The sequence below is a fragment of the Chromatiales bacterium genome (genome assembly GCA_014323925.1).
Lineage (GTDB): Bacteria > Pseudomonadota > Gammaproteobacteria > Poriferisulfidales > Oxydemutatoraceae > SP5GCR1.
In genome coordinates this window covers 57501-75936 of sequence record JACONC010000004.1, presented here as the reverse complement: position 1 = coordinate 75936, position 18436 = coordinate 57501, and the positions used below count along the sequence as shown (strand labels likewise).

At 43.4% G+C, this 18436-nt stretch carries 20 protein-coding genes and 1 tRNA gene; 18 read left to right on the top strand and 3 right to left on the bottom strand.

The window, feature by feature from the left end:
- Window positions 1–2: 2 nt before the first annotated feature.
- Complete coding sequence (locus GDA45_02975; GenBank protein MBC6413885.1) at window positions 3–803, bottom strand: ABC transporter permease; 801 nt, start codon at window positions 801–803, stop codon at window positions 3–5.
- Window positions 784–1764, bottom strand: coding sequence for an ABC transporter ATP-binding protein (locus GDA45_02970; protein MBC6413884.1), 981 nt, complete (start codon window positions 1762–1764; stop codon window positions 784–786). Before GDA45_02970 ends, GDA45_02975 begins: the two co-directional genes overlap by 20 nt.
- Before the next feature lie 166 nt (window positions 1765–1930).
- Here GDA45_02970 and GDA45_02965 point away from each other — a divergent pair, with 166 nt between their 5' ends.
- The 18 genes from GDA45_02965 to GDA45_02880 all read left to right on the top strand — a co-directional run bounded on the left by GDA45_02965 (window position 1931) and on the right by GDA45_02880 (window position 17382).
- On the top strand, window positions 1931–2722 hold the full coding sequence (locus GDA45_02965) for an SAM-dependent methyltransferase (GenBank protein MBC6413883.1): 792 nt from the start codon (window positions 1931–1933) through the stop codon (window positions 2720–2722).
- Window positions 2723–2772: 50 nt separating this feature from the next.
- Window positions 2773–3819 (top strand): tRNA dihydrouridine(20/20a) synthase DusA, encoded by a 1047-nt coding sequence (dusA, locus tag GDA45_02960; GenBank protein MBC6413882.1) that lies wholly within the window; start codon window positions 2773–2775, stop codon window positions 3817–3819.
- Window positions 3797–4579 (top strand): fumarylacetoacetate hydrolase family protein, encoded by a 783-nt coding sequence (locus GDA45_02955; GenBank protein ID MBC6413881.1) that lies wholly within the window; start codon window positions 3797–3799, stop codon window positions 4577–4579. The genes dusA and GDA45_02955 overlap by 23 nt, the downstream gene beginning before the upstream one ends.
- Before the next feature lie 74 nt (window positions 4580–4653).
- Window positions 4654–5424 carry a 30S ribosomal protein S2 gene (gene rpsB / locus GDA45_02950; GenBank protein ID MBC6413880.1) on the top strand — a complete coding sequence of 257 codons (771 nt, stop codon included), beginning with the start codon at window positions 4654–4656 and terminating at the stop codon, window positions 5422–5424.
- 21 nt (window positions 5425–5445) lie between these two features.
- The gene (locus GDA45_02945) at window positions 5446–6324 is read left to right on the top strand and encodes an elongation factor Ts (protein ID MBC6413879.1); all 879 of its coding nucleotides are present in this window, start codon (window positions 5446–5448) and stop codon (window positions 6322–6324) included.
- Window positions 6325–6361: 37 nt separating this feature from the next.
- Window positions 6362–7093 carry a UMP kinase gene (locus tag GDA45_02940; protein MBC6413878.1) on the top strand — a complete coding sequence of 244 codons (732 nt, stop codon included), beginning with the start codon at window positions 6362–6364 and terminating at the stop codon, window positions 7091–7093.
- A 6-nt stretch (window positions 7094–7099) separates the two neighbouring features.
- Window positions 7100–7651, top strand: a complete 552-nt coding sequence (gene frr, locus GDA45_02935) for a ribosome recycling factor (protein ID MBC6413877.1) — start codon at window positions 7100–7102, stop codon at window positions 7649–7651.
- A 4-nt stretch (window positions 7652–7655) separates the two neighbouring features.
- A complete protein-coding gene (gene uppS / locus GDA45_02930) occupies window positions 7656–8360 on the top strand; it encodes a di-trans,poly-cis-decaprenylcistransferase (GenBank protein ID MBC6413876.1) in 705 nt (234 codons plus the stop codon).
- A 1-nt stretch (window position 8361) separates the two neighbouring features.
- The gene (locus tag GDA45_02925) at window positions 8362–9180 is read left to right on the top strand and encodes a phosphatidate cytidylyltransferase (GenBank protein MBC6413875.1); all 819 of its coding nucleotides are present in this window, start codon (window positions 8362–8364) and stop codon (window positions 9178–9180) included.
- Window positions 9181–9195: 15 nt separating this feature from the next.
- Window positions 9196–10431, top strand: coding sequence for a 1-deoxy-D-xylulose-5-phosphate reductoisomerase (locus GDA45_02920; protein MBC6413874.1), 1236 nt, complete (start codon window positions 9196–9198; stop codon window positions 10429–10431).
- Between the two features lie 75 nt (window positions 10432–10506).
- Window positions 10507–10665: a hypothetical protein gene (locus GDA45_02915; protein ID MBC6413873.1), complete on the top strand. Its 159-nt coding sequence runs from the start codon at window positions 10507–10509 to the stop codon at window positions 10663–10665.
- Window position 10666: 1 nt separating this feature from the next.
- Window positions 10667–12034: an RIP metalloprotease RseP gene (gene rseP / locus GDA45_02910; protein ID MBC6413872.1), complete on the top strand. Its 1368-nt coding sequence runs from the start codon at window positions 10667–10669 to the stop codon at window positions 12032–12034.
- A gap of 14 nt (window positions 12035–12048) precedes the next feature.
- Window positions 12049–14355 carry an outer membrane protein assembly factor BamA gene (gene bamA, locus GDA45_02905; protein ID MBC6413871.1) on the top strand — a complete coding sequence of 769 codons (2307 nt, stop codon included), beginning with the start codon at window positions 12049–12051 and terminating at the stop codon, window positions 14353–14355.
- Window positions 14356–14425: 70 nt separating this feature from the next.
- Complete coding sequence (locus GDA45_02900; protein MBC6413870.1) at window positions 14426–14902, top strand: OmpH family outer membrane protein; 477 nt, start codon at window positions 14426–14428, stop codon at window positions 14900–14902.
- Window positions 14903–14936: 34 nt separating this feature from the next.
- A complete protein-coding gene (gene lpxD / locus GDA45_02895; protein ID MBC6413869.1) occupies window positions 14937–15947 on the top strand; it encodes a UDP-3-O-(3-hydroxymyristoyl)glucosamine N-acyltransferase in 1011 nt (336 codons plus the stop codon).
- A 25-nt stretch (window positions 15948–15972) separates the two neighbouring features.
- Window positions 15973–16428 carry a 3-hydroxyacyl-ACP dehydratase FabZ gene (gene fabZ / locus GDA45_02890; protein ID MBC6413868.1) on the top strand — a complete coding sequence of 152 codons (456 nt, stop codon included), beginning with the start codon at window positions 15973–15975 and terminating at the stop codon, window positions 16426–16428.
- A 26-nt stretch (window positions 16429–16454) separates the two neighbouring features.
- Window positions 16455–17264 carry an acyl-ACP--UDP-N-acetylglucosamine O-acyltransferase gene (gene lpxA, locus GDA45_02885; protein MBC6413867.1) on the top strand — a complete coding sequence of 270 codons (810 nt, stop codon included), beginning with the start codon at window positions 16455–16457 and terminating at the stop codon, window positions 17262–17264.
- A gap of 42 nt (window positions 17265–17306) precedes the next feature.
- Window positions 17307–17382 (top strand) — tRNA-Ala (locus GDA45_02880).
- Between the two features lie 21 nt (window positions 17383–17403).
- Here GDA45_02880 and GDA45_02875 read toward each other — a convergent pair.
- Window positions 17404–18177 carry a hypothetical protein gene (locus tag GDA45_02875; GenBank protein ID MBC6413866.1) on the bottom strand — a complete coding sequence of 258 codons (774 nt, stop codon included), beginning with the start codon at window positions 18175–18177 and terminating at the stop codon, window positions 17404–17406.
- Between the last annotated feature and the right edge of the window lie 259 nt (window positions 18178–18436).

Sequence of the window (18436 nt, the reverse complement as noted above, 5' to 3'; positions counted from 1 at the left end):
GATTAGTTGCGTATGCGAACACCGCGCACCAGCAGTTGCAAACAAATTGCCGTTAAAACGATTAGGCACACGCTCAATACCATTAGCGAGTGGCGGACTTGTACATCACCGACTCCCAAGCTACCGTATCGGAATACATCTATCATATAAAAAATCGGATTAAACAAAGTGATGCTACGCCAAAACTCAGGTAACATTTCCACTGAGTAAAAAATACCACCTAGGTAGGTCAAAGGCATCAAGATAAAAGTAGGAATAATTGAGATACCATCAAAACTTTTCGCATAAATGCCGTTGATCATGCCGGCGACTGAAAACACCGCCGAGGTTAAAAGCAAGACTACTATAGCTAAGCCAAGATTAGGGAAGGCTAAATTGGCAAATACTGAGGACACCGCCCAAACCACTAGACCGACAACTAGTCCGCGAGCCACGCCGCCGGCAACGAAGCCTAACATTAATATATAAGCCGGCATTGGTGAGATGAGCATCTCTTCAATGTTTTTATGAAAACGCGTACTATAAAAAGAGGTAACTACATTGCTATAAGAGTTGGTAATCACTGACATCAGTATTAATCCTGGGATAATGTATTCCATATAACTATAGCCATAGCTGTAGCCGCGCACCTCAAGCTGCCTGCCGACCAGTTCACCGAATATGACGCAATATAACATCGTCGTCACTGCCGGTGGTAGCAGAGTTTGTATCCAAATACGCATAAATCGCAGTATCTCTCGGCGCAACAGCGTATAGAGAACTATCGCTATATAGTGCGGGTATTCAAAGCGTTTGGGATCCATTGACTAGATCTCTATTTTGAAGCCCAACTAGTGCCGAGCTGTCGTGGTCTGCGACCAGTTTTAGAAATAACTCCTCCAAACGATTGGAGGTGTTGCGCAAACTCAGCAGACGAATATTATGTCGTGATAATTCAGTGAATACTTGCCCTAAATCAGTCTTCGAACTGGTAATCACTTCTAGTGTATAGGCATCTATTTGTTTGAGGGTCACCGAGTCTATAGTTGGCATATTATCGAGGGTGATAGGTTCAGCTAGATAAAGTGTAAACGATTCGGAGTCGGAACTGTTGAGCAAATCGCGCATCGTCGTGTCGGTGATAATTTTTCCTTCGTCTATGATTGCGATATTGCGGCATAATTTCTCCGCTTCTTCAAGGTAGTGGGTGGTGAGTATAATCGTCGTACCTCGCTGATTTAATTCGCTCAGAAAACTCCAAATCATGCGGCGTATTTCTATGTCTACACCCGCGGTAGGTTCGTCTAAAATGAGCAGCTGCGGGTGATGCAGCATGGCTCTGGCAATCATCAAGCGACGCTTCATGCCGCCAGAGAGATTACGCGCTTCTTGATCACGTTTTTCCCATAAACCAAGCTTTTGAAGGTATTCTCTTGCATAGCGCTGCGCTTTGCGCGGTGGCACACCGTAGTAGCCGGCTTGATTGATTAAAATTTCTATCACCGGCTCAAATTGATTGAAGCTGAACTCTTGGGGTACTAAGCCGATATATTTTTTAGCTTTAGTGAAATGGGTATCGATATCTAAACCGTAAATATGTACTTTACCGGCAGTCTTTTTAATCAACGAAGTGATAACGCCAATGGTCGTCGATTTGCCGGCACCATTCGGACCGAGCAGGGCGAAAAAATCACCGTGTTTGACTGTCAAGCTGACATCTTGAAGAGCAACTTGCCCATTAGGATATACTTTGTCTAAGTTGGAGATATGCAGTGCTGCTTTCATAATATACATTGTACGACATAATGAAAATAAAGAGACTATGCAGCACTTAGATATTTCCATTTAGCATATACAATAATATATTGAAAATCAATGAGAGCCATACAAATAAATAGTTTTAAGAGGGCAATTTGAATCTAAATATACCTAAGTTAGTGAGTAACAAGCAATGGAAGGATTAGACCAATTCTATACTGCACCTGAAGTAGCTCGTAAATATGTTGCTAGCATCATCAAGCGGTGGGATGATGAAACCTTGTTTATTGAGCCGAGTGCTGGTGATGGGGCTTTCTTAACTCCTTTATTAGATAAGAGTAAAAAGGTTCGCGCCATTGATAAAGATCCTAAATCGAAAGGAATAATCGAAGGTGATTTTCTTAAATGCGAAAAGATCTTTAGGGGAAGCCATCAATCCATTGTTGTTGTTGGTAATCCACCATTTGGTCGCAATGGTAGCCTGGCAGTTAAGTTTTTCAATCGTGCTGCTGACTATTCAGATGAGATCGCCTTTATTGTTCCAAGAACATTTAGAAAAATGAGCGTCCAAAAACGACTGCATCGATATTTTCATCTTGGCGCTGATGAAGATGTTAAAGAGTATGCCTTTTACCTCAATGGGAAGCCTCATGATGTACCGTGTGCTTGGCAAGTATGGACCAGGAAGCCCAAAGAGAGGAGAGTGCCTGTGCCACCATCTGTTGACCATCTTATTAAATATACAACACCAACACATGCGGACTTTGCTATGAGGCGAGTGGGTTTCTACGCAGGGCGAGTCACGACAACAAACATTAAATCCTTATCGCAAACAACACACTATTTTATTAAAGAAATGACAAAAGGTATTATGAAGACGCTGAGTAATACCGATTGGTCTGATTTAGTCGGACAAACCGTAGGAGCAAGATCACTTTCTAAAACAGAAATAGCATTTAAGCTAAACGAGGTTTATTATGCCTAATTTTGCTACCAGTCAAATGCACCGGAAAAGTTTTGAAAATTTTATAAAAGATGAATATCACTGAGTATAGACTGTTCTGCGTGGCTCCAATGATGGGTTACACCGATAGGCATTTTCGTTATTTGCTGCGATTGATTAGTCAACACGCAATGCTATATACCGAGATGTTGAGTAGCCGGGCAATTTTGAATGGTGATCGCGCATCGCTGCTGGGTTTTTCCGTAGCTGAGCATCCTCTGGCATTGCAAGTCGGCGGCAGTTGTGCCGTCGATATGGCACAGTGTGCAGAATACGCCGAGCAGTGGGGTTATGATGAAATTAATCTCAATGTCGGATGCCCCAGCCGTCGTGTCGGCAACGGACATTTCGGCGCGTGTTTGATGAAAACACCACGACGCGTTGCTGAATGCGTGCGCGCCATATCCGCGGCGAGTGCTTTGCCCATTAGCGTTAAGTGCCGTATAGGTGTCGATGAGTATAGTAGCTATGAGCAGTTTCGTAGTTTTATAGATTGTGTAGCCGCTGCCGGTTGCCGAGTATTTATCATCCATGCACGGCGCGCACTATTGGGAAGACTTTCGCCAAAGCAAAATAGAGAGATACCACCGCTTGATTACGAATATGTATATCAACTGAAAGAGCAGCGTCCCGATTTGCAAATCATTCTCAACGGTGGCTTACAAGATATCAATAGCGCCTATCAGCATGCCACTGCATTGGACGGTGTGATGCTCGGTCGGGTTGTACAAAAGAATCCATTTATTTTGCATAATGTTGATGCATTGTTTTATAATAATGCCAATGCGGGCAGAGCTCGCACTCCTGTAGAAATTGCTGAATTGATGCTACTTTATATAGAGCAGCAGATAAGCCATAATGGCTTGAATATGAAGCTACTGCAGAGTATACATAATTTATTCAAAGGGTATAGGCATACTAAACGATGGCGGCGTAGGCTTGGCGAAGAGGCACGCAAAATAGATAAAAACCACCTGATTGAATGGTTATATCAGCAACTAGAATTATTTAGGACTGACGACAAGCAAGATAAAGAGAGGGATTTAGAAAAACAAAATGAGTTTATGGCTAAGATTTGACTATCAAGGGCAAATACGCATTGGTGTATTGGAAAATAATGAGGTTAGGCTTTGCCATAGCGAAGATGATCATCCTTTCGACAATCCATTGCCCAGCGATGAAACTGTAAAGTTATCTGAAGTCGCATTATTGACTCCTTGTACGCCAAGCAAAATGATTGCGTTATGGAATAACTACGCAGCACTTGCTGAGCAAAACGATTTGGCGCATCCGAGTACGCCACTTTATCTATTCAAACCGCCGAATAGTTTTGCCGGGCAAAATGCAATTATTCGCCGTCCCAAATTTTACCAAGGTGAGGTTTTTTATGAAGGCGAGCTTGGCATCGTTATTGGTAAAACAGTTTGTAACCTTGACACCACCGCTGACGGTAACGATGCGATCTTCGGCTACACCTGTATTAACGATGTGACCGCATTTGGGTTATTAAAAGAGTATCAGGGTTTTGACCAATGGAGTCGTGCCAAAGGTTTTGACGGTTTCGGTATCTTCGGTCCTGGTATCGCAACCCATCTGGATTGGCACAAACTTGAGATTATAACTCGGATAAATGGTGAAATAGTGCAGCACTATCCGGCTAATGATATGATCCTCAGCCCGCCTGATATAGTTGTCAAACTTTCGCGTGATATGACACTTTATCGCGGTGATGTTATTTGTTGTGGCACATCAGTCGGTTTAGCGGCGATGCCCGAAGATTGTAATGTTGAAGTTGAAATCGCCGGTATTGGCTGTCTAAAAAACCGCTATCAGCCATAGTGTGCTATACTACGCCACTTTATATATTTGTTAGGAGATAACTATATGCACATTATTGTTAAACAGGTCTTTATATGCCAGATGTAACTGTCAAACAGCTCTTTGATGCGGGAGCGCATTTAGGGCACCGTCCGTGTTTTTGGAATCCGAAATTTGTACCCTATCTGTACGGCAAACACAACGGCATCCATATAATCAATCTAGATAAAACCCTACCCATGTTCAAAAATGCTCTGGCATTTATTTCGGATATGGCGTCCAAGGGTGGCAAGATACTTTTTGTAGGCACTAAAAGAGCGGCGTCGGAGTCGATAGAAAATGAAGCGCGCCGTTGTGGTATGCCTTATGTGCATTTACACTGGCTAGGTGGGTTTTTAACTAATTACAAAACTGTGCAAAACTCTATCAAAGAATACAACAAGCTTAAAGTGCAAATAGAAAACAACGCACTGGGTGGATTGAGTAAAAAGGAAAATAGGCAAATTGAACGCAAATTTAATAAATTAAGTTGCAGCTTTGAAGGAATATGCGATTTAACCTCACCGCCTGATGCATTATTTGTTATTGATGTTGCCTATGAGGAGATTGCTGTAAAAGAGGCGATGAAATTAGAGATTCCTATCGCGGCTATCGTTGATAGCAATAACTCTATGCATGGTATCAGTTATCCTGTTCCAGCCAATGACGATGCGATTAGTTCAATAGCTCTTTATACTCGTTTGGCAGCCGACGCAGTCATTGAAGGTATTGAAAAAGCACAAGAAGCGGCGAGAGAAGAAGAAATAACGACATCGCCATCAGAAGCGGATGTTGTTGCAAGCGATGAAACATCCATTTCAGACTAACTTGATAGAGTAAAATCGACCATGAACATAACTCCGGCAATGATTAAGCAATTGCGCGAAGCGACTGGTGCTGGCATTATGGAATGTAAAAAAGCCCTAGTAGCAGCCGAAGGTGAAAATAATACTGCAATTGAGATATTGCGTAAGTCTGGGCAAGCTAAAGCGGCTAAGAAATCATCTCGAATAGCGGCTGAAGGATTGATCATTATTCGCATTTCCTCTGACCACAAGATAGCAACATTATTGGAGATCAACTGCGAGACTGATTTTGTCGCAAAAGACGAGCAGTTCGTTGCGTTATGCAACAAAGTAGCTGATGCCACTTTAGATGACACAGTGAATACGATAGAAGATTTGATGGACTTCACTGATGGTAGTACGACAATAAAAGATATGCAATCAGCATTGATCGCAAAGCTTGGAGAGAATATACAAATCAGACGATTTAATAAACTGCACCGCAGTGGAGATGTGTTAGCAAGCTATAGTCACGGTAACCGCATCGGAGTACTCGTCGATATGCAAAATGCCGATGCCACACTGGCTAAAGATATCGCCATGCACATCGCCGCCTGCAAACCGCTCTGTATAAGTGCACAACAAGTGGGTGCTACGCTATTGGCTAAAGAGAAAGAAATTCTAACTGAACAAACAAAACACAGCGGTAAACCCGAGCATATCATTGATAAAATCGTAGCAGGTAGGCTCAAAAAATATCTAAACGAGATCACTTTGTTAGGCCAATCTTTTATCAAAGATACCGATCAGTCAGTTGAACAGTTACTCAAAGAGCATTCGTCATCAGTGCAATCTTTTATACGCTATGAAATCGGTGAAGGCATAGCGCGCGAGCAAGAGAACTTTGCTGAAGAGGTTATGGCACAAGCCGGGCAAAGCTAACAATTTACTATACAGGGCTGCTATACGAGACAATTTTATGGAAGCAGAGGCTCAAGCAATCAGACCCAATCTACGCATCGTATTAAAACTAAGCGGAGAGATTCTCTCCAATGTCGACGGCTACGGCATAGACCGCGATGCATTGACTCGTTTGGCAGACGAGATTAATGCTCTGCATCAAGCCAATGCCGAAGTTGCATTGGTAATTGGCGGTGGCAACATCATCCGCGGCGAGACTTTTTCGGCTAGCGGTGCGGCTCGTACCACTGCCGATTATATGGGCATGTTAGTGACGGTAGTCAACGCTCTAGCATTGCAAGATGCATTAGAAAGTCAAGGCATAGATACGCGAGTGATGTCGGCGATTAAGATCGATGAAGTATGCGAAGGCTATATACGCCGCCGCGCAGTCCGCCATTTGGAAAAGAGACGCATCGTTATATTCGCCGCTGGCACTGGCAACCCTTTTTTCACCACTGATACCGCAGCGAGTTTGAGAGCAGTTGAGATAGAAGCCGATATATTGTGCAAAGCGACTAAGGTTGATGGTGTATATAGTGATAATCCAGATCTAAACCCTGATGCTAAGCTCTATAAAAAGTTGAGTTATGACGAAGCATTATCGCAAAATTTAGCAGTGATGGATACGACTGCGATTGTTTTATGTAGAGAACATAAAATTCCAATACGCGTGTTTAACATGAAAACTCGTGGTGCGTGTGAAAATATCATTAAAGGTTCAGATATCGGTACGCTAATTAGCATATAAGGCACGATGAGTTTGATAGACGAAACAAAAACCAAAATGAACAAAAGCATAGATTCGTTGATAACAGATCTTAGCAAAATTAGAACCGGTCGTGCCCATCCCAGCCTGTTAGACCATATAACAGTAGTCTATTACGATGCGAAAACACCGATCAATCAAATATCTAGCATCATTGCCGAAGATGCGCGAACGCTCAGCATCAAAGTATGGGAAAAAGACAGTATTGCGTTGATTGAGAAAGCGATAGTCAATGCAAATCTGGGGCTCAATCCTATGGTCAAAGGCAATGTGATACGCGTGCCGATGCCACCGTTAACCGAAGAGCGGCGCAAAGAACTCAACAAAATTGTCAAACAGTATGGTGAAACTGCTAAAATCGCAATACGCAACATCCGTCGCGATATCAATCAACATTTGAAGCAACAAACCAAAGCGAAAGAAATCAGCCGCGACGAAGAACAGGCTTGGCATAACGACCTCGAAAAGTTAACCGCTGGTTATGTCGAGAAAATAGATCGTCTATTGGAGCAAAAAGAAAAAGAATTGATGGAAGTGTAGCACGATGAACACACTCGTGCCTCGGCATATCGCTATCATCATGGACGGTAATGGACGATGGGCAGAACTGCGCGGTAAGAGCAGAGTCTACGGTCACCGACAAGGTGTGAAAAGCACGCGCACAGTCGTAGAGTTGGCAGTCGAATATCAAGTGCCAGAACTGACGCTGTATACCTTCAGCAGTGAAAACTGGACTAGACCTTCGGCAGAAGTAGGCGCTTTATTGAAGTTATTCAAAGAAACACTGGCTGCCGAATTGAATGCACTGATAAAAAACGAAGTGCGCTTGAGTTTTATAGGTGATATTCGCGCATTGGATAGAACTATTAGAGAAGCGGTTGCGCACGCCGAACAAGAGACCGCGCAATGCGGAAAACTACAACTAAACATTGCATTGAACTACGGAGGACGATGGGATATTGCAGATGCCGTGTCACATTTATACGATGACGGGTGCGACTTAAGCGATGGTTCTGCTATACAGAAAGGCATATCAGCACATCTATCTCGCTATAGCGTAGGTGATGTAGATTTAATGATCCGCACCGGCGGAGAGTTTAGGATTAGCAACTTCTTATTATGGCAAAATGCTTATGCAGAGCTGTATTTTTGTGACACTTTCTGGCCTGATTTTCACCGCCAAGATTTTGTCAAAGCCTTGCAATGGTTTGAGTCAAGACAGCGACGATTCGGAGGTGTAAGCGATTAATATGAATACACACCGGCAGAGATTATTAGTCGGGCTAGCATTACTGGCATTGATAATACCCAGTGTGATAGGGCTGCCGAGTGCTATGCTCAACTTTATCTTTGCATTGCTGTGTATCATCGCTATCTACGAGTGGGGCGACCTAGTCAATATCAGTAGCAGCAATATAACGCGTTCTTTGTATAGATTGTTCTTTGTAATCAGTACCCTAGCGATAGGGTGGTGGTCTATTTATTATGATAGTAAAATTATTCTCTATGTTGGCGTTTTGTGGTGGTTCATAGCACTCACCATCAGCACTTTTTATACCAACAGTCTATGCAACAGCATTGCGTTTAGAGGATTTTTATATGTGCATATCATCATCGTACTCGCGGCCTGCATCGTTGCCGTAGATCTGCTACACCAAATTAGTCGCCTTTGGTTGTTATATGCAGCGCTACTGGTTGCCGTGAGCGATACAGCCGCCTATTATGTCGGCCGCCGATTTGGGAAGCATCAACTGGCGGCAACTATCAGCGCAGGTAAAACAAAAGAGGGGCTGTGGGGGGCATTGCTAGCGACGCTTATTTTTAGCCTACTCACCGGAACTTTATTATTGGATAATGCGACGGTATGGCATGTGTTATCATTGGTATTGCTGAGCTTAATTGCTTGCATAGCTGGCGTAATAGGTGATTTAACGGAAAGCATGGCGAAGCGGTGTGCTGGCGTTAAAGATAGTGGTAGACTACTCGCTGGACACGGCGGATTGCTTGATAGAATAGATGCTTTTATCGCCGCCACACCAGTGATTGCGCTGGGTTTTTTATATCGTTAATATTGAAGAGGTTCTATGAGTTCGGGTAGCAATAAAATCATCGTTTTAGGTTCTACCGGTAGCATTGGGGCGCACGCCTTAGATGTCATACGTTCATCTTCTAATCTTTATAAAGTCTTCGCTTTAACTGCTTATAATTCTGCAGAAAAACTAGCCAAACAATGTGCGGAGTTTAAGCCTCGCTATGCAGTACTCTCCGATGCTAATCAACTCATAGAATTACAAGCACTATTGCAAAAATACAAATTGAACACCCAAGCACTGCCGGCAACCATGCTAACCGAACTGATAGCCGAAGCTGACTATGACACTGTTGTGACCGGTATATCAGGGATGGCAGGGTTATCACCAATACTGGCTGCCGCACAAGCAGGCAAACGTATCCTGTTCGCAAATAAAGAAGCACTGGTCGCCGCCGGCGATTTACTGATGAAGACCGTTGAACAACATTCAGCGGAACTGTTACCCATAGATAGTGAACACAATGCAATTTTTCAATGTTTAGGTGGTAGTTCGCAGATTGGTATAGATGTCCGCAATATCACACTCACCGCATCGGGTGGTCCGCTGTTCACTTGGCCGTTAGGCAAACTACATCTGGCAACACCTGAGCAAGCATGCACCCATCCGAATTGGGATATGGGAGCAAAAATTTCGGTGGATTCAGCGACTCTGATGAATAAAGGTTTAGAGGTCATAGAAGCGCGATGGCTATTTGGTATAGAACTTTCTCGCATCAAAGTTTTAATACACCCACAGAGTATCGTGCACGGCTTAGTTGAGATGAAAGATGGATCGATTATTGCGCAACTATCAAAACCTGATATGCGCATTCCTATTGCCTACTCTTTAGCATGGCCAAAACGCTTGGCGGCTGGCAAACAAGTATATTTAGATCTTGAGCAATGCAGCAAATTGGAATTCTATCCTGTAGACTCCAAGAGATTTCCGTGCTTATCCTTAGCCTATCAGGCGATGAAAACAGGTGCCAGCGCACCCGCAGTATTAAATGCAGCAAACGAAGAAGCGGTGCATGCCTTTTTGGACGGCCGCATCACTTTTGATAATATCGCCGAAATCTGTGCTGGGGTTATGGAGCAAAGCAAATTTGAGAATACCGATAGTTTAGAGCATATATTAGAAGTAGATAGTCGTAGCCGCCGCATCGCCCAATCATTGATTAACATAGATAAAAGCAATGTGGTGTCTTTCCCCAACAAAAGCAACCCTCGTTATGCGGCAAAGTTTTAGCTAACAGAGGCAATATCCTCCACCACTAAATCAGGTATAATATCCGCCATATTAACATAAACAGAATACACAAAGATGTCTGAGATAGCTTTATATAGTGGATTGACGAAACTAGGCTTTACGCCTTATCTATGGGAAAACGGTCGGTTGATAGGGTTCAATCTACAGATGACCTATGCAGAGTACTGCGGTGTGGCGGCGAATGATGGGCGAATGATGACTGGGAGGTATTAGTATGGAGTTTTTTATTGGAGCATTAGGGTTTATTTTAGCACTCACCTTGCTGGTTGCATTCCACGAGTTTGGACACTATTGGGTGGCGCGCAGAGCCAATATTAAAGTTTTGTGTTTTGCTATCGGTTTCGGTAAAGCTATCTATAAGAGGAAGTTCGGTCCCGATGATAGTACATTTGTTATCGGCAGCATCCCCTTAGGCGGTTATGTGAAGATGTTAGACGAACGTGAGGGCTCAGTTGCAGACGAGGAACTAGATCGATCGTTTAATCGTCAATCCTTGGCAGTGCGCACCATGGTGGTTGCTGCCGGTCCTCTGGCGAATCTCTTGTTGGCATTTCTCCTCTACATTATGGTTTTCATGATAGGTTCTTTTGAGCAGAGGGTAATCGTTGGTGAGATACAACCGAATAGTGCAGCGATGGCCGCTGGTATGCAACCAGGTGATGAAATATACGCAGTGGAAGGCAATGAGGTCAGAGGGGCGCGACAAACGATGCTTGAAATCCTTGATGTAGCATTGGGCAGTGACACGATTACACTTGAGGTTGCGACTGCGACAGGCGAGCGGCGACTACATACCTTGAAGATAGACAGCAAGACATTCCTCAACGACGATAGCCGTTCGGCATATGAGAAATTAGGTATCATTATGATGTTGCCTGAATTGGAAGCGATAGTCGGTAGAGTATTAAGCGATAGTGCCGCCGAGCGTTACGGTTTAATGGAGAATGACAAGATTACCCATTTCAACGGCTTGCCGATACGCAATTGGCGGCATTTAACCCAACAAATTCGCAGTCACCCTGATGCTTCAGTAGTGCTGACGATACTGCGTGGTGAACAAGAGATGACAATGAATTTCAGGCCTGACACCAGAGAACAAGGTGATCGTTTAATTGGTGTCGCTGGCATAGTAGCTTATAGTTCACCGTCGTTGCTGGATAAATATCAAGTGCATATACGCTATGGATTGTTTGACTCTATCATAAAAGCTGCTGACCAGACTTGGACGATAACCATGCTCACTTTTAAGTTTATCGGAAGCATGATTACCGGCAGCGTTTCTCTATCAAATATCAGTGGCCCAGTGACCATCGCCGAGGTTGCTGGTGTTTCCTTTCTTATGGGTATAGTCAGTTATTTAAGCGTACTGGCGATTATCAGCATCAGCATAGGTGTGCTTAATCTGCTACCAGTGCCCATGCTTGATGGCGGTCATTTGTTGCATTACTTATGGGAGTTTATCGCTGGTAAACCACTGTCTATGATTGCACAGCTCAGAGCGCAATATGTAGGCATGGTAATGATAGGTTCTTTAATAGCGTTGGCGCTTTACAATGATATGCAACGTTTGTTTGGCTTCTGATAGGGTGTTTGCCATTGAAAATTACCTCTGTATTGTTAGCTTTTATACTCATTATCTTAACTGGCATTGCTAAAGCCGATGGGTTTATCATCAAGGATATAAAAATAATCGGCTTGGATCGTGTTGATGCAAGCAGTATATTTTTAATACTGCCATTTCGCATCAACGATTATTTTGATTATGCAAGTTCGCCGGCATTGATGCGATTACTGTACGAACAGGGTTATTTTGAAGATGTCGAATTGCGTGGTGATAATGGCGATTTATATATTGTGCTCTCCGAAAGACCTGGCATTGCTTCGATACGAATAGAAGGAAACGATGAAGTTCCTGAAGAAGGGATACTGGAAGCTCTAGAATTCAACGGTATTGCGCCGGGACGCATTTATAAATATGCTAGTTTTGATGTCATTAAGCGCGAGTTACGCAAACAATATCACGCGCTCGGCAAGTATGCAGTCAGGATAGATGTAGAGACTATCGCATTGTCAAATAATCAGCTTAGTCTCTACATACGCATTAATGAAAATGAAACCACCCGCGTTAGAGATATTACCATTTTAGGAAATTATCGTCTCTCGGATAAGTTACTGACTAAAGATTTTCAGTCAGGCAGTAAAAAGTGGTATGAATTTTGGAAAGATAAAGATAAGTACTCTAGATTCAAGTTGGCAGCCGATATCGAATCGCTGCAAGCCATATACCAAGACTACGGTTATTTAGATTTCGCAGTAGAAGAAACTAAAGTTACACTGACTCCAGACCGCCGTTTTATAGATGTATTGATAAAGATCAAAGAAGGGCAGCAGTATCGAGTGAACCAAGCCAATCTTGCTGCTTCGTCTATAACGGAGCGCAAGAAAATTACCAAAGTGATAGACCAGCACATTAAAAAAGGCGCGATTTTTTCCCGTAAAGATACACTGGCAGCAAGTAGCGAGATAGTCAATATCTTAAGAGACAAAGGTTATGCTACCGCTAAAGTGGATGCAATCCCGCAACCTGATACCCAGCAGCGCACCGTTGATGTGACCTTTTTCCCGAATCTCGGGTCGTTGACCTATGTAAGACGCATCAACATACGCGGTAATACTGCCACCGACGACCAAGTATTCAGACATGAGTTAAGACAACTGGAAAGTGCACCTTATTCGGCAAAAAAAATAGATCTTTCTAAAAAGAGAATGCAGCGATTACCTTTCGTTGGCGAGGTCACTGTTGAACAGCGGGCAGTTGAGCAGTCAGTTGACCAAATAGACTTGGATTTTAATATAGAAGAACGCAAATCAGGTAGTTTTAACATAGGGGCAGGATATTCTGATAGCGATGGCGCGGTGTTGACACTGCAGCTCAGTCAATCTAATTTTCTGGGTACTGGCAATCAATTTAGTACGATATTCAATAATAGTAAATCAAATACGCGCTACGCAGTGCGCTTCACTGATCCTAATCACACTATGGACGGTATCAGTCGTACACTGTCAGCTAGTTACAGCTCAGTAGACTACGAAGAGCGCGATGTCTCGCGTATCGATACTGAAGCGACCAATTTATCTGCATCTTATGGTATCCCGATTTCTGAAGCCGACACTTTAGGCCTAGGTTTGCGCTGGGAAGATATACGTTTTAGTGCCAGTTCCGATAGGCAAGATGATTTAGAAGAATGTTTGGGGCGGGAAGGTGAGACTTTTGATTATTACCAGTTTAGAAGTTATATACTCACCGCAGGGTTGGCTTACGATACCAGAGACAGTGCACTGTTTCCTAAAGAAGGTGCGAGGATCTCGAGCAACTTGGAGGTATACGGCCCCGGCAGTGGCTTGAAATATTACAAAGCAAGTTATTCTCATCGTCATTTTTTTCCATTAGATAGCGATAAGGATTTTGTCTTTGCACCGCGACTGCTACTATCATACGCTGATAGATACGGTAATACACCTGAGGTGCCGTGCACTGATCGTTTTTTTGCCGGTGGTACTAAAACAGTACGCGGCTATTTGAATAACTCGCTAGGCCCTGAAAACTCTTTCGGTGACCCTGAGGGTGGTAATTTTAGAGTGGTAGGGAACTTTGACTTATATTTTCCTACTGGTTTTCTCTATGATCCTAAACGACTGCGAGCGAGTGTCTTTACCGATATAGGCAATGTATATGAAGATATTAGCGACTTTGATACCTCTGAACTCAGAGGCGCCCTTGGTATAAATGTAAGCTGGATAACTGCGATAGGAGCAGTTACTTTTAATTTTGCAACGCAGTATAATGATAAACCAGGAGATGATACCGAATCATTTCAATTTGATTTAGGAACTAACTTTTAAGACTATGAATAAGACAATCAAAAAAAAATATATACCCCTACTAATAATCCTACTAAAATTATTTACTTTAATGACCATTGCTTTACTACTTGCCACCAACAGCTATGCAGCAGGAGTTGGTTTCGTAAATATTTCTATAGTGATGCAGAAAGCACCACAATCTATATCTGCCGTGCAGCGGTTGGAAAGCGAATTTGATAGAAAGGATGCGCAATTGCTCGAGCTAGAAGACGATATTAGAAAAGGTGAAATTTTACTCAGACGCTCGTCACGAGAAATGGATGATGATAAAAGAGAACGACTACAAAGCAGAATTATTACGATGAAGCGCGAACTTAAAGAGCGACGCGAAGAATTCAGAGAAGAATTCAACAAACGACGCACTGAAGAGCAATCCAAAATCCAAAAGCAAGTATTAGAGATTATCCAAGATATAGCAAAAAGCAAGAATTACGACATAGTCGTATCCGAACCCATACTTTATGCTGATGATCAGGTTAATTTAACCGAACAAGTACTGGATATACTGGAGAAGCGAGCTAAATAACCAGTTGTTTATCCGGCCATTGTTGCGATTTAACATGCCTGAACGATTTTATACTTTAGCCGAACTAGCAGAGCATATAAATACCGACCCACCATCGTCGGATATCAAAATCAGCGGTTTTGCTAGTCTGGAGAATGCTCAATCCAGTGACCTTGCATTCTATGCCAATGCTAAGCAACGAGACTTTTTAGCAAAGACGATGGCCGGTGCAGTGTTGCTCAAGCACGAAGATAAACACCTATGCACGCGTCCGACATTACTTTGCGATAATCCGTATCTGGCATTTGCCAAACTAACTCTATTATTTGCGTCACCGACCGACCCAAGCGCAACCGCAATCCATCCTTCGGCGACCATCGCAAGTGATGTGCTTATAGGTTCTAATGTGGCTATAGGTGCTAATGTCGTAATTGGTAGGAAATGTGTGTTAAGTGATGGTGTGACAATACGCGCGAATTGTGTGATAGGTGATGACTGCTATATCGGAGCGAATAGCTTGATTAAAGAGCAAGTGGTGGTGGCCGATAAAAGTCACCTAGGTGAGCGCGTCATCGTGCAACCAGGCGCGGTAATTGGTGGCGATGGCTTTGGGTTTGTTGCCGACAGTGATGGATGGGCGAAAATTGCACATCTGGGCAATGTTGAGATAGGTAATGATGTTGAAATAGGTGCAAATACCGCAATAGACAGAGCCACTTTAGACAGTACCCGCATAGGCAATGGTGTTAAGATAGATAATTTGGTGCATATCAGCCATAATGATATTATTGGTGATCGAACGGTTATCGCCGCCTGTGTCGGCATCGCTGGTAGTACTACTATCGGCAAAGACTGCCAAATCGGCGGGGCAGCGATGATCAATGGGCAAATTAGCATCTGCGATGGCACCATCATTACGCCTGCTACCCGTATTCATAAATCGATTACCCGTAAGGGGCGCTATAGTTCTGGTCTATTGCCAGTAGAGCATAGTGAATGGCTAAAAAATAGCGCTTATTTCAAACGATTATATAAAATATTTGATAAATTAAATAAATTACAGTAAAGATAGATACCTATTGAGAGATATTATGGACAAATACGATTTTGAAAAAGAAATTAAATGCATACTACCGCACCGTTTCCCAATGCTGTTGGTAGATAGAGTGATCGAGTATAAAAAAGCTGATTACCTGACCGCAATTAAGAATGTAACCATTAACGAAGACTTTTTTAACGGACACTTTCCGAATAAAGCAGTGATGCCGGGTGTGTTAATAATAGAAGCGATGGCACAAGCATCGTGTTTGCTATTATTGAAGGAAGCGCACCTTAGCGAGCAAGCAGCTGCGAACAACGACGAGCGATTAATTTTGTTAGCCGGCATAGAACAAGCGAGATTTAAGGCACCCGTTGTACCCGGAGATCAACTGGTCTTGCATGCAACTCTGGATAAATTCAAAAAAAATTATGCGGTATTTCAATGCTCAGCACGAGTTGATGAAGGCACGGTTGCAACAGCAACCTTGAAATGCATGATGAAATAAAAACTTGCGACTCTAGCACTCGTTTGATGATACATCCTACCGCGATTATAGCTGACGATGCAGTAATTGCCGACGATGTATTGGTAGGCGCGTATAGCATTATCGGTAGCCAAGTTTCTATAGAGGCAGGTACGCATATAGCCTCGCATGTGATTATTAACGGTCCTACCCACATTGGTTGTGCTAATCGAATTTTTCAATTTTGCTCAATCGGTGAATTACCACAAGATAAACAATGTCGCAATCCCACTGCCGATAACTGCAGTGGCCGTTTACTGATAGGAGATAACAACACTATCCGTGAATACTGCACCATCAATCGTGGAACGGTAGCAGGCGGTGGGCAAACTACGATAGGCAATGATAACTTCTTCATGGCCTATGTGCATATCGCCCATGATTGCATAATCGCTAATCACACGATTTTTGCCAACGCGGCAAGTCTAGCAGGACATGTCGAAGTAGGTGACTATGCTATATTGAGCGGCTTTGTTATGGTGCACCAATTCTGTCGTATTGGGCAACATTCCTACAGCGGGATGGGCAGCGGACTAGCCAAAGATCTGCCACCTTATGTGTTAGCAGCAGGGCTTCCGGCACACACTCGTGGACTTAATAAAATAGGATTACGAAGAGCCGGGTTTGACGAAGCCGTGATACAAAAACTACACCGAGCTTATATAGATCTGCTACATCCACTGTCGGGATATAAGGCACATATCATTGCGCACCGCAACATAGCCAAACAATGTCCAGAAGTAGCACACTTAATAGAATTTATCGAACTCAGTCTGTCCGACGGCAGGCGTGGTCTTTTGCCAAGCATCAAAGGCTAGCAGTAAACAGCGTATTCGTTATGATACAATCGATATTGGTTTGGGGCTATAGCTCAGCTGGGAGAGCACTTGCATGGCATGCAAGGGGTCGGCGGTTCGATCCCGCCTAGCTCCACCAGATCAATCTCCGGTTCACTAACTAGGTGGGTTCCTGCGGCGTCGGGCTAGTGCTTTTAGTGTCGCGCACGATAGGCAGATAAAATGCCTGTTCATCCGTGTAGACTTGCATATTGAGAGTATCGTCTTCTTCTAAGCCACTTAGTAGATACGCCATGCCTTCGTACACACCATCTAATTCATAGCAAGAGTTGACTCGTAATTTAAGTCGATAGGCGTTGTAATCGGCAGCGATAACGCTTATTTCGCCCTCGTAACCACAGCCGTTGGTATCGGCACCGTCAATGCGACCGTTGTCGGCGATGGTAAATTTAGTAATCGTGAAACCATGATAGTAAATCCACTGGTCAGCCACTTTACTGAGTTGCGCACCTCTCTCGTATAGCGCTTTGTCTCGCCGTAGCTTGAGCGTACCGCTATCGGCGGCGTCAGTAGTGAGAAATTGTGCCTCTATCTCGTTTGGCGAGATCACCTTACCGTTTAAGGTCACCGAGTCAAAATAGCTACCGTTGACTAACAGATACATTCGCATATAGGAGCGGTAGTCACTACCATTGAAGTCTACCGTTCCGCGATAAGATGCTCTGGCATCCGGAGTGTAAGCAATGAGCTCATTGCCTACATAGAGCGCATTAAACTGATAATTACCGCGGCCGTTAATATCAAAATTTCCACTCCATATACCATCATAGTTCGTTGCAATAGATTGTGATTTATCTAAATCAACCTTAGCCAACCACCAGCTACCCAGTACGAGCAATACGATAACGACCGAAAGAATAATAAATTGTTTCATTACACTAGTTTACGCATTATTATACAGCATAATTTATACAGCATAATTTATGGGGCAGTGCGTGTATGTACGATGCCACGACATCTAAGACAGGTGTATTTAGGCCAGGTATATTCAGACTCGGCTTATTTACTGTAAGCTAAACGCTTGGGTATATGCAATGCCTGGGAAGCCAGAGCTAAACACTGATTTGAGAGCTGAGCTAAAAGTTCGCCTATTTGCTTGGTACATCTTTGGCACTATACAATAATGCGGAATG

What these genes read in the sequence shown, in the direction of transcription:
- GDA45_02975 (MBC6413885.1), bottom strand. Translation starts at nt 803, where the DNA reads ATGGATCCCAAACGCTTTGAATACCCGCACTATATAGCGATAGTTCTC.
- GDA45_02970 (MBC6413884.1), bottom strand. Translation starts at nt 1,764, where the DNA reads ATGAAAGCAGCACTGCATATCTCCAACTTAGACAAAGTATATCCTAAT.
- GDA45_02965 (MBC6413883.1), top strand. Translation starts at nt 1,931, where the DNA reads ATGGAAGGATTAGACCAATTCTATACTGCACCTGAAGTAGCTCGTAAA.
- dusA (MBC6413882.1), top strand. Translation starts at nt 2,773, where the DNA reads ATGAATATCACTGAGTATAGACTGTTCTGCGTGGCTCCAATGATGGGT.
- GDA45_02955 (MBC6413881.1), top strand. Translation starts at nt 3,797, where the DNA reads ATGAGTTTATGGCTAAGATTTGACTATCAAGGGCAAATACGCATTGGT.
- rpsB (MBC6413880.1), top strand. Translation starts at nt 4,654, where the DNA reads ATGCCAGATGTAACTGTCAAACAGCTCTTTGATGCGGGAGCGCATTTA.
- GDA45_02945 (MBC6413879.1), top strand. Translation starts at nt 5,446, where the DNA reads ATGAACATAACTCCGGCAATGATTAAGCAATTGCGCGAAGCGACTGGT.
- GDA45_02940 (MBC6413878.1), top strand. Translation starts at nt 6,362, where the DNA reads ATGGAAGCAGAGGCTCAAGCAATCAGACCCAATCTACGCATCGTATTA.
- frr (MBC6413877.1), top strand. Translation starts at nt 7,100, where the DNA reads ATGAGTTTGATAGACGAAACAAAAACCAAAATGAACAAAAGCATAGAT.
- uppS (MBC6413876.1), top strand. Translation starts at nt 7,656, where the DNA reads ATGAACACACTCGTGCCTCGGCATATCGCTATCATCATGGACGGTAAT.
- GDA45_02925 (MBC6413875.1), top strand. Translation starts at nt 8,362, where the DNA reads ATGAATACACACCGGCAGAGATTATTAGTCGGGCTAGCATTACTGGCA.
- GDA45_02920 (MBC6413874.1), top strand. Translation starts at nt 9,196, where the DNA reads ATGAGTTCGGGTAGCAATAAAATCATCGTTTTAGGTTCTACCGGTAGC.
- GDA45_02915 (MBC6413873.1), top strand. Translation starts at nt 10,507, where the DNA reads ATGTCTGAGATAGCTTTATATAGTGGATTGACGAAACTAGGCTTTACG.
- rseP (MBC6413872.1), top strand. Translation starts at nt 10,667, where the DNA reads ATGGAGTTTTTTATTGGAGCATTAGGGTTTATTTTAGCACTCACCTTG.
- GDA45_02900 (MBC6413870.1), top strand. Translation starts at nt 14,426, where the DNA reads ATGACCATTGCTTTACTACTTGCCACCAACAGCTATGCAGCAGGAGTT.
- lpxD (MBC6413869.1), top strand. Translation starts at nt 14,937, where the DNA reads ATGCCTGAACGATTTTATACTTTAGCCGAACTAGCAGAGCATATAAAT.
- fabZ (MBC6413868.1), top strand. Translation starts at nt 15,973, where the DNA reads ATGGACAAATACGATTTTGAAAAAGAAATTAAATGCATACTACCGCAC.
- lpxA (MBC6413867.1), top strand. Translation starts at nt 16,455, where the DNA reads ATGATACATCCTACCGCGATTATAGCTGACGATGCAGTAATTGCCGAC.
- GDA45_02875 (MBC6413866.1), bottom strand. Translation starts at nt 18,177, where the DNA reads ATGAAACAATTTATTATTCTTTCGGTCGTTATCGTATTGCTCGTACTG.